This is a genomic window from Caulobacter sp. DWR3-1-2, from assembly GCF_049896225.1.
Classification (GTDB): domain Bacteria; phylum Pseudomonadota; class Alphaproteobacteria; order Caulobacterales; family Caulobacteraceae; genus Caulobacter.
Genome location: NZ_JAFCTW010000019.1, coordinates 22,296 through 32,005 on the forward strand (window position 1 = coordinate 22,296; position 9,710 = coordinate 32,005).

A 9,710-nucleotide genomic window follows, 5' to 3' on the forward strand; every position below is an offset into this window, starting at 1 on the left:
CCTCTCCGCTGAGTATAGAGACGGTCATGAAGGTTCGTAGCTCGCTGAAGTCGCTGAAGTCGCGTCACCGCGATTGCAAGTTGGTCCGCCGCAAGGGCGTGGTCTACATCATCAACAAGACCGATCCGCGCTTCAAAGCCAAGCAGGGCTGATGACGCCCGCACGGCCTCCCAGGGCGATGCTCTGGGACGTCGGCAACGTCATCGTGCGCTGGAATCCGCGCACGCTCTACGCGAAAATCTTCAAGGAACCGGTTCATCTGGATCGGTTCCTTTCGCATGTCGGGACTATGGACTGGCACGCGGCCACTGATCGCGGCGTCACTTTCGCCGACAACATCGCCGCGCTGAGCGCCGAGCATCCCCACCATGCCGAGCACATCGCCGCCTGGTGGGCCCGTTGGCCCGAAATGTTCTCAGGACCCTTGGCCGAGACCGAGTCGGTGATCGAGGCCCTGGCGGCCCGCGACGTGCCGCAGTTCGCCCTGACCAACATGTCGTCCGAGAGCTGGCCCGGCGTGCAGGCCATGAGCCCGGTCTTCCGCCATTTCCGCGACGCCGTGGTTTCCGCCGAAGAGCGGGTGCTCAAGCCCGAGCCGCGGATCTACGAGATTGTGCTGGAGCGCACGGGCCTGGAAGCCGCCGACCTGCTGTTCGTCGATGACAGCGCCGCCAATATCGCGGCGGCGTCGGCGATGGGCTTCCACACCCACCACTTTACCGACCCGGCGGCCCTGCGCCCGGCGATCGAGAAGCACGGCTTGCTCTGAAATCCCTTCTCCCCTTGCGGGAGAAGGTGGCGCGAAGCGCCGGATGAGGGGTTGAAGAACGCGCCCGCCGCGACCAGTTGATCGATTTGGCCGAACGTCGGACGTTTGAGAGACCCTTCATCCGTCGGCCTTCGGCCGCCACCTTCTCCTGCAAGGGGAGAAGGAAGACAGGAGCTTCCCATGGACATCGGTTTCATCGGCCTGGGGGCCATGGGTAAGGCCATGGTGGAGAACCTGCTGGAGAAGGGCCACGCCGTAACGGTGTGGAACCGCTCGCCCGGCCCGGCGACGCACTTGGCCGCCTCGGGCGCCAAGGTCGCCGAAACGATCGAGGAGGCGCTGCAGGGCGACATGGTCCTGTCGATCCTGGCTCATGACCAGGCGATCCGTGAGGTGCTGCTGGACGCCCTGCCGCGCGCCAGGCCTGGTTTGACGCACGTCAACCTGGCCACCATCTCCACGGCCTTCGCACGCGAACTGGCCGACCGGCACGCCGCGCTGGGCCTGGGCTACGTGGCCGCCCCGGTGTTTGGCCGCCCACCGGTGGCGCGGGCCGGCGGGCTGAACGTGCTGGCGGCCGGCGCGCCCGACGCCGTGGCCCAAGCCCTGCCGGTGCTGGGAGCCCTGGCGGCCAAGGTCTGGCCGATGGGCGAGGATCCGGTTCGCGCCAACGCCGTCAAGATCGCCGGCAACCTGATGATCGTCGCCGCCGTCGAAGCCATGGGCGAGGCCACCGCCCTGGGCGCGGCGCACGGCGTGCCGGCCGCCGATCTGCTGGAGGTCCTGACCAGCACCCTCTTTGCCGCCCCGATCTACAAGATCTATGGCGGCATGATCGCCGAGGGGCGCTACCACCCACCAGGCTTCGCCGCCGACCTGGCGCTGAAGGACGTGCGCCTGGCCCAGGCCGCGGGCGCGGACAAGGGTCTGTCCCTGCCGCTGGCCGACCTGGTCGAGGGCGGGCTGGAGGCCTTGCTGGCGGGTGGGGGCGAAACCCCCGACCTGGCCGCCTTGGCGGAAGTCTCGCGCGGACGTGTCGAGGGCCGCTGAATCCGCCTTCCACTCGCGGCCCGTTGCCACTAGGTTCCCGGCCTTTCCGCCCTCCGACACATGCGAGACGACCATGGCCGACGACGCCGCCCATTCAGACGTCCTGAACTCCACCGCCCAAGGCCAGCTGAAAAGCATCATCGATCGGATCGAGCGCCTCGAGACCGAGAAGGGCGAGATCGCCGAGCAGATCAAGGAGGTCTATGCCGAGGCCAAGGGCAACGGCTTCGACGTCAAGATCCTGCGCAAGGTGGTCCGCATCCTCAAGCAGGACCGCGCCAAGCGCCAGGAAGAGGATGCGATCCTGGACCTGTACCTGTCAGCCGTCGGCGCGATCTAACGAGCGAACGGGGACCTCGCAATGCGAGCGTCCCCGTTCGTAGCCAACCAAGTTGGCCATTTTTCTCCGTGCGTCTGGCCGCCGACGCCCGCTAGTCTGTCGCCATGCGCGCCAGCAAGCCGCCCGATCCCCGAGCCCAGGCCCGCAAGGCGGCGTTGAACGCCCTGAAGCGTGCGCGGCGTGCGGCCGACAAGATGGGAATCGAGCTGTCCGAATGGGAGGGCGAGTTCCTGGGCTCGGTCGCTCAGCGCATCGAGACCTACGGCCGGGCGTTCGGCGATCCCGAGAAGGGCGGCGCCGGCCAGGCCATGTCGGTCAACCAGACCCTCAAGCTCAAGGAAATCGCCGCCAAGGCGAAAGGCGAGCGCAAGCCGATGAAGCGCGGCAAGGGTTTTGGCCGCCGACACCAGATCAATGCTTCGAGCAAGGACTAAAGGCGCTCGTCTCAAGCGTGAAACGCCTAAGCAAAACCTCAAAATGAGCAAAAGTGGTAATCTTGGTCAACAACCAATGCGGTATCGAAAGTCGTGGTGTCAATCCCCTATAAGCATTGATTTTATTGCTTAATAACAGTGATCGGCGAACGACGTTAAGTCTCTGGAAAGGAACAGAGCCGAAAATTCGTGGATACTTGAAGGTATATTTCTTAATCATTTTTTACGGCGCAGCTTGTCCGCAAAACGCGGGCAGGCGACGCCCCGCGATAGCGTGACCGCGGGGGAAGTTTCACGCACGACGGACATTTTCCTATGGCGAGCACCTACGAATATCTTTTGAGACGCAAGGCGGATTTGGAGATCCGCATGATCGAGGCGCAGAAGCGGGCTCAAGCCCCTTTCCAGGGCGAGCTGAAGGCCTTGAGCCTGGCGCTCGGGGCGATCGAACAGGCCGGACTGGTGGAGGGGGTGGTAGCCGCCGAAACCGCCAGCTTCGCCGCCGACGCGCCCGTCCGACGCGGCCGCAAGAGCCGCTCGGTTCGCGAGATGGTCCTGTTGGTCCTAGGCAAGGGCCACACGGTGACTCCAGCCGCCGAGATCACCCGGCAGCTGACGCAACGGTGGGGGCGCGCCGTGCCGCTGGCGACGGTGACGGCCGAACTTAAAGGTCTGGAGCTGGAAGGCGCCGCCCGTCGGGCGGGCGACGGCTGGCTAAGGCTGGAGGCGCCTCTCGACGGGACGCCCTCCTTCAATTCCGCGCTGAAAATGGCCTGACGATCAGGCCTTGGACCGCCATCCGCCGTGGATCTGACCGCCGCTGGTCACGACGCTTCCCGCATGTCGACGTCGATGCCCTGTTCGCGCACCTTGCGATAGAGGGTCGAGCGACCGATGCCGAGGCGGCGGGCCACTTCGCTCATATGGCCGGCATAGACCTCGATGGCGTGCTGGATCAGGTCGCGCTCGATCTCTTCCAGCGTCCGCAAGTGACCGCGGTCGTCGAGGATGCGAACCGGCGAGTCCGGTGTGGGCGTGCGCGCCATGGCGGCGCGGGCGGCCTGCAGCACGGCGGGCAGGTCGGGGGTAGAAGGCGTGGAGGCGACGGCCTCCGGCAGGGGGGGCACGACGCCCGAAATGGCCGGGAAGTCATAGGGCTGCAGATAGGGCGCGTCGGCCAGGATGATGGCGCGATAGACCGCGTTCTCCAGCTGGCGGACATTGCCGGGCCAGTCGAAGGCGTTGAGGAAGCCCAGGGTCTCCGGCGCGGCGCCGACCACCCGCTTGCCCTCTTCGATGTTGAAGCGGCGGATGAAGGCCTCGACCAGGGCCGGGATGTCGTCGCGACGTTCGCGCAGGGACGGGGCCTCGATCGGGAAGACGTTCAGGCGGTAATAGAGGTCCTCGCGGAACCGGCCTTGCTGGACGGCGTGGGCCACGTCGCGGTTGGTGGCCGAGACGATGCGCACGTCCACCTTCTGCGAGCGCTTGGAGCCGATCGGGTCGATCTCACCCTCCTGCAGGGCGCGCAGCAGCTTGACCTGCATGTCCAGCGGCAGTTCGCCGACCTCGTCCAGGAACAGGGTGCCGCCGTCGGCCTCCTTGAACTTGCCCAGGTGCTTGTCGGTGGCGCCGGTGAAGCTGCCCTTTTCGTGGCCGAACAGGATCGACTCGACCAGGTTCTCCGGAATGGCGCCGCAGTTGACCGCCACGAACGGCTTGCCGGCCCGCTCAGAGGCGCCGTGCACGGCTCGGGCGATCAGCTCCTTGCCGACCCCGCTTTCGCCGGTGATCAGGATGGGGATCGAGCTCTTGGCGGCCCGCTCGCCCATGCGCTTGACCAGGGTCATGGCCGGCGAGGTTCCGATCAGGTCGGCGAAGGTGGTGCGGTTGCCGGCCCGCTTGGTCAGCCGCTCGACCTCGCCCTTCAGCGAGGTCATCGACAGGGCGTTGCGGATCGAGACGGTGATCCGCTCGGGGCTGGCCGGCTTGATGAAGAAGTCGGTGGCGCCGGCCTGCATGGCCTTGACCACGGTGTCGACGCCGCCGCTCGCCGTCAGCACGATCACCGGCTGGGCAAAGCCGCGCGCCCGCACTTCCTGCAGGGTCTCGTGGCCCGTCATGCCGGGCATGACCAGGTCCAGCAGCACCACATCCACCGGCGCGCCGCTGGCCAGGTGAGCCATGGCCGCGTCGCCGTTCTCGGCGTGCGAGACCGCGAAGCCGTCGCGCTCGAGCACGGCCTGGATCAGCCGACGTTGAGTCGGATCGTCGTCGACGACGAGAACCGTCTTGGTCATTTGAAGACACCCACTGAACCGGCCGCGTCCGACATGGGACAGGGCTCTTGTTGGTTCAGAGTGATACAGGACGGGTGTAAAGACCGGGTTTCGGAGACGTGAGTCAGGGATTAACGGTCGCCCTTAACGCGGGGTAACGAACGGCCGCTTAGACGATGTCAGCCGGCCTTGCCGGGGTTGATCCGGCGGATCTCGCCGCCGCTCTGGCTGACCCGCCGCGCGTCGATGCGGGTCTCGCCCTCGGGGCCGACATGGCAGACGCCGGCGAAGTGGGTTTTGCGGGCGGTCTTCTTCTCGGTGGTGATCGCCTCGAACCGCACGTCCATCGCCCCGTCGGCGCGCTTGGCGTCGGTGTCCATATTGGTGACCTCAAGGCCCGTGAGCGGGCCAATATTGAACTTCTCCTTCAACCGCTCGGTGCAGCTGTGGAAGATGAACACGCTGCGCACCGAGGTCGCGAACCAACCCATGGGTTTGTCCGTCGCCATGGCCGACGGCGCGGCGGCAAGACTCAGCACAATGGCGATAGCGGCGGCGACGCGGAGCATCGAAGGTCCCTCAACGATGGAACAAGGATATTCGGGAGCGGGCTCCGGCGCATTTTAATTCGCGGTAATGGTGGGGGCTAGAGCATTTTTCGAGCGAAGTCGTTCCGGTTCGCGTGAAGAAAAATGCGTCAAAACAGAAGATTAGAGCTCACGGCCTGACGCAGTCAGGTCGGGAAGTGCTCTAGAGGCCCAGTAACGCCGAGAGCTTGCCGCGCACGGCTTCCAAGGTGGCAGGCGCGCAAAAACCGGCAGGCTTGGCGAAGCGCGCGCGCCAATCGACGCAACGCGCCTGATCGACCAGGACCGCGCCCTCGACGGGATCATTGGCCGCCAGCGCGACCTCCAGCGGCCAGCCGCGAGCCCTGCTGGTAATCGGCGCGACCATGGCTCGACCCGTCGCGGCGTTGTAGCCGCTATCCGAAAGGGTCAGGGCCGGTCGGCGTCCTGACTGTTCCGTGGCTTGGGTCGGGGCGAAATCGAGCCAGACGATCTCGCCAGGAACGGGCGACCAGTCGCTCACCAGACTTCACTGCCGCGCGCCGTGTTCTCGAATTCGAGAGGCGGTGGGTCACCTTCGATCTGGGCGACCAAGGCCTTGATGTCCCACTGGCGCGGGCGCAGCGTCAGGGCGCCGTCCTGGATCGTCAGGTCGAGGGGGGAACCGTCGCGCAGGCCGATCGCTTCCACCGCGTCCTTCGGCAGGCGGACGGCGAGGCTGTTGCCCCACTTGGCGACGGATGCGCGCATGGCTCGATCTCCGGCTGAAGTATCTACAATGTAGAGCAATGACTTCGAAATTCAATCCGTCGCGATTGCGTCCACCCCCTCACGCGCCATATCGGTAGACCATGAACGCCCCCTTCAAGAACGACGCCCTGCCCGAGTGGACGCTCGCCGACCTCTATGCCGGTCGCGATGATCCGCAGATCGAAACCGACCTGGCCGCCGCCAAGGCCGCCAATGACGAACTGACCTCGCTGGAGGGCTTGTTCCTGCAGGCCCGCGGCGAGCCAGAGCGCCTGGGCGTTCTGCTGGATCGCGGGATCAAGCTGTACGAGCAGGCGACCAACGGCCTGTGGAGCGTGGGGGCCTATGCCAGCCTGGCGACCTCGGTCGCCCGCGACGACCCGGCCTGGGCCAAGTTTGAGGGCGACCTGCGGGCTCGCGCCTCGCAGATCGCCGCCGAGAGCCTGTTCTTCTCGCTGGAGCTGAACCAGCTTGAGGACGGTGAGCTGGAAGCGGCCTTGCAGGCCCATCCCGCCGCCAAGCGCTGGACACCGTGGCTACGCCGCCTGCGCCTGTCGCGGCCCCACGAGCTGTCGCCTGACTTGGAGCGCTACATCGTCGATCGCAGCCCGGCGGTGTCCAACTGGGTGCGGCTCTATGACGAGACCCTGGCCAAGCTGACCGCCAAGGTGGGCGACGAGACCCTCACCCTGCCCGAGGCCCTGAACCGGTTGTCGGACGCCGACAGCCAACGCAGGAAGGCCGCCGCCGACGCCCTGGCTCAGGCGCTGGAAGAGCGTGTCTCGACCCAGGCGCTGGTCATGAACACCCTGGCGTTCGAAAAGCAGGTCGAGGATCGCTGGCGGCATTTCGACAGTCCCGCCCAGTCGCGCCACCTGGCCAACGAGGTCGACGGCGACGCCGTCGACGCCCTGGAAGCCGCCGTGGTCGAGGCTTATCCGCGCTTGTCACACCGCTATTACGCGCTGAAGGCCAAGATCATGGGCCGCGAGACCCTGGACTATTGGGACCGCAACGCGCCCCTGACCGCCGCCACCCCCCGCGCCTATGGCTGGGATGAGGCGCGCGAGATCGTGCTCGACAGCTACCAGGCCCTGGCCCCCAAATTCGCCGACACCGCCCGGACCTTCTTCGCCGAGCCGTGGATCGACGCCCGCCCCCGCGTCGGCAAGCAGTCGGGGGCCTATTCGCACCCGGTCACCGCCGACCGTCACCCCTACGTCTTCATGAACTTTATGGGCGAGCGGCGCGACGTGCTGACCCTGGCCCACGAACTGGGCCACGCCGTGCACCAGACCCTGTGCGCGCCGCTGGGCACCCTGCTGGCCGACACCCCCCTGACCCTGGCCGAGACCGCCTCGATCTTCGGCGAGGGCCTGGTGTTCGACCGGCTGCTGGCCGAGGCCACCCCGGCTGACCGCAAGGGGCTGCTGGCGGGCAAGATCGAGGACGGGCTCAACACCGTGGTCCGCCAGATCGCCTTCCACCGCTTCGAGCGGCGTTTTCACGAAGCCCGCGAAGCGGGCGAGTTGGCTCCAGACCAGATCGGCCAGCTGTGGGTCGAGGTGATGGCCGAGAGCCTGGGCCCGGCCGTGACCCTCAATGCGGGCTATGAGCACTACTGGGCCTATGTCAGCCACTTCGTGCACGCGCCGTTCTATGTCTATGCCTATGCGTTCGGTGACCTGCTGGTGCGCGGCCTGATGGAAAAGCGCCGCGAGAACCCGGCGGCGTTCGCGCCGCTCTACGAGGACCTGCTGGCGGCCGGCGGCACCCGCACCTATGTCCAGGCGCTGGAGCCGTTCGGGCTGAACCCGCGCGACAAGGCCTTCTGGGCGGCGGGCTGCGCGCAGCTGGAGCGGTTGGTGGACGAGTTCGAGGCCTTGGTGTGAGGCGCGGCCCTGCACTCTTAAGTCCTCCCCTTTTGGGGGAGGTGGCGCGAAGCGCCGGAGGGGGGAGTAATCCCACGCCGGCCGACTCCCCCCTCCGTCGGCTTCACCGACACCTCCCCCACAGAGGGACGACCTAGAGCATGGCCGATAATCCCAGAGACCCCGAACGTGACCGCCTCGCCGGTCGCCTGACCCGCTTCGCCAAGGTCGGGGCCGGCCTGTCGGGCGCGGCCGTCAGCTACGGCGCCAACAGCCTGTTCGGCGGCGACAGCGCCGACGCCCGCAACGCCAAGGCCCTGAAGGCGGCCTTGGGCGGTCTCAAGGGTCCGCTGATGAAGGCGGCCCAGATGTTCGCCACCGTGCCCGACCTGCTGCCGCCGGAATTCGCCGCCGAGCTGGCCGAGCTGCAGACCAACGCCCCCGCCATGGGCTGGCCGTTCGTCCGCCGCCGGATGGCCGCCGAGCTGGGGCCGGAGTGGGAGGGTCGTTTCCACAGCTTCGAGCACGAGGCCGCCGCCGCCGCGTCCCTGGGCCAGGTGCACCGCGCCGTCGGGCCCGACGGTCGCGCCCTGGCGGTGAAGCTGCAATATCCGGACATGCAGAGCGCGGTCGAGAGCGATCTGGGTCAGCTGCGCGGCCTGTTTGGACTGTTCAAGCGCATGGACGGCTCGATCGACCCGACCGAGATGATCGTCGAGATCGGCGACCGCCTGCGCGAGGAGCTGGACTACGAGCGCGAGGCCAAGCTGATGGCGCTCTATGGCGACTTCTTCTCTGGCCGCGCCGAGATCCTGGTGCCCCAGCCCGTGCTATCGCTGTCGACCAAGCGACTGCTGAGCATGACCTGGATGCAGGGGCAGGGGTTGCTGGCCTTCAAGGACGCGCCTCAGGAGACCCGCGACCGCATCGCCGCCCTGCTGTTCGAGGCCTGGTGGACCCCGATGACCAAGCTGGGGATCATTCATGGCGACCCGCATCTGGGCAACTACACCTTTGGCGGGCCCGAGGGCGGCGATGGCGCGGCGCATCTGAACCTGCTGGACTTTGGCTGTATCCGCATCTTTCCGCCGCGCTTTGTCGCCGGGGTGGTGCGGCTCTATCGCGGCCTGCTGAACGACGACCGCGCCGAGCAGAGGGAGGCCTATCGCAGCTGGGGCTTCGCCAATCTCAATGACGACCTGGTCGATGTGCTGAACGTCTGGGCGCGGTTCATCTACGGCCCCTTGCTGGACGACCGGGTGCGCACCGTCGCCGACGATGTGCCGCCCGGCGAATATGGCCGCCGCGAGGCCTTCAAGGTGCGCCAGGCCCTGAAGGAAAAGGGGCCGATCACCATCCCCCGCGAGTTCGTGTTCATGGACCGCGCCGCTATCGGCCTGGGCGCGGCGTTCTTGCACCTTGGGGCGCGGCATAATTGGAAGGCGCTGTTCGAGGCCTCGTTGGAGGGCTTCTCGGAAGAGGGCCTGGCCCAGCGCCAGGCGGCGGTGTTGAGCGCGGCGGGGGTCACCTAGTCCGCTCATCCCGGCGAATGCCGGGATGTGGATTCACACTTGAAGTGCAACAGGGCGTAGACCTCGGCGGGTGTCTGGAAGCCCAGGCACTTTCGAGGCGTGTGGTTGTGGAGCCTGTT

12 protein-coding genes are annotated in these 9,710 nt (G+C 66.9%); 8 read left to right on the plus strand and 4 right to left on the minus strand.

What is annotated here, in order from left to right:
* Window positions 1-26: 26 nt before the first annotated feature.
* The 6 genes from ykgO to ACP696_RS19720 all read left to right on the plus strand — a co-directional run bounded on the left by ykgO (window position 27) and on the right by ACP696_RS19720 (window position 3,370).
* Window positions 27-152, plus strand: a complete 126-nt coding sequence (gene ykgO, locus ACP696_RS19695; RefSeq protein ID WP_007663273.1) for a type B 50S ribosomal protein L36 — start codon at window positions 27-29, stop codon at window positions 150-152.
* Window positions 152-769, plus strand: a complete 618-nt coding sequence (locus tag ACP696_RS19700) for an HAD-IA family hydrolase (protein WP_426015127.1) — start codon at window positions 152-154, stop codon at window positions 767-769. Before ykgO ends, ACP696_RS19700 begins: the two co-directional genes overlap by 1 nt.
* Before the next feature lie 180 nt (window positions 770-949).
* Entirely contained in the window at window positions 950-1,819 is an 870-nt protein-coding gene (locus ACP696_RS19705) for an NAD(P)-dependent oxidoreductase (protein WP_426015126.1), read from the plus strand.
* 73 nt (window positions 1,820-1,892) lie between these two features.
* The gene (locus tag ACP696_RS19710) at window positions 1,893-2,159 is read left to right on the plus strand and encodes a DUF2312 domain-containing protein (RefSeq protein ID WP_426015125.1); all 267 of its coding nucleotides are present in this window, start codon (window positions 1,893-1,895) and stop codon (window positions 2,157-2,159) included.
* 104 nt (window positions 2,160-2,263) lie between these two features.
* Window positions 2,264-2,593: a hypothetical protein gene (locus ACP696_RS19715; protein WP_426015123.1), complete on the plus strand. Its 330-nt coding sequence runs from the start codon at window positions 2,264-2,266 to the stop codon at window positions 2,591-2,593.
* A 369-nt stretch (window positions 2,594-2,962) separates the two neighbouring features.
* A complete protein-coding gene (locus ACP696_RS19720; protein WP_426015122.1) occupies window positions 2,963-3,370 on the plus strand; it encodes a hypothetical protein in 408 nt (135 codons plus the stop codon).
* 47 nt (window positions 3,371-3,417) lie between these two features.
* On the opposite strand, the gene ACP696_RS19725 is transcribed toward ACP696_RS19720, so the two are convergent.
* The 4 genes from ACP696_RS19725 to ACP696_RS19740 all read right to left on the minus strand — a co-directional run bounded on the left by ACP696_RS19725 (window position 3,418) and on the right by ACP696_RS19740 (window position 6,188).
* The gene (locus ACP696_RS19725) at window positions 3,418-4,893 is read right to left on the minus strand and encodes a sigma-54-dependent transcriptional regulator (protein ID WP_426015121.1); all 1,476 of its coding nucleotides are present in this window, start codon (window positions 4,891-4,893) and stop codon (window positions 3,418-3,420) included.
* A 158-nt stretch (window positions 4,894-5,051) separates the two neighbouring features.
* A complete protein-coding gene (locus ACP696_RS19730) occupies window positions 5,052-5,441 on the minus strand; it encodes a hypothetical protein (RefSeq protein WP_426015118.1) in 390 nt (129 codons plus the stop codon).
* 181 nt (window positions 5,442-5,622) lie between these two features.
* A complete protein-coding gene (locus ACP696_RS19735; RefSeq protein ID WP_426015116.1) occupies window positions 5,623-5,961 on the minus strand; it encodes a type II toxin-antitoxin system PemK/MazF family toxin in 339 nt (112 codons plus the stop codon).
* Window positions 5,958-6,188, minus strand: a complete 231-nt coding sequence (locus ACP696_RS19740) for an AbrB/MazE/SpoVT family DNA-binding domain-containing protein (protein ID WP_426032893.1) — start codon at window positions 6,186-6,188, stop codon at window positions 5,958-5,960. The genes ACP696_RS19735 and ACP696_RS19740 overlap by 4 nt, the downstream gene beginning before the upstream one ends.
* A 101-nt stretch (window positions 6,189-6,289) precedes the next feature.
* Between ACP696_RS19740 and ACP696_RS19745 the strand changes: the two genes are divergently transcribed.
* A complete protein-coding gene (locus ACP696_RS19745) occupies window positions 6,290-8,080 on the plus strand; it encodes a M3 family oligoendopeptidase (RefSeq protein ID WP_426015113.1) in 1,791 nt (596 codons plus the stop codon).
* 140 nt (window positions 8,081-8,220) lie between these two features.
* On the plus strand, window positions 8,221-9,591 hold the full coding sequence (locus ACP696_RS19750; RefSeq protein WP_426015111.1) for an ABC1 kinase family protein: 1,371 nt from the start codon (window positions 8,221-8,223) through the stop codon (window positions 9,589-9,591).
* Window positions 9,592-9,710: the final 119 nt, after the last annotated feature.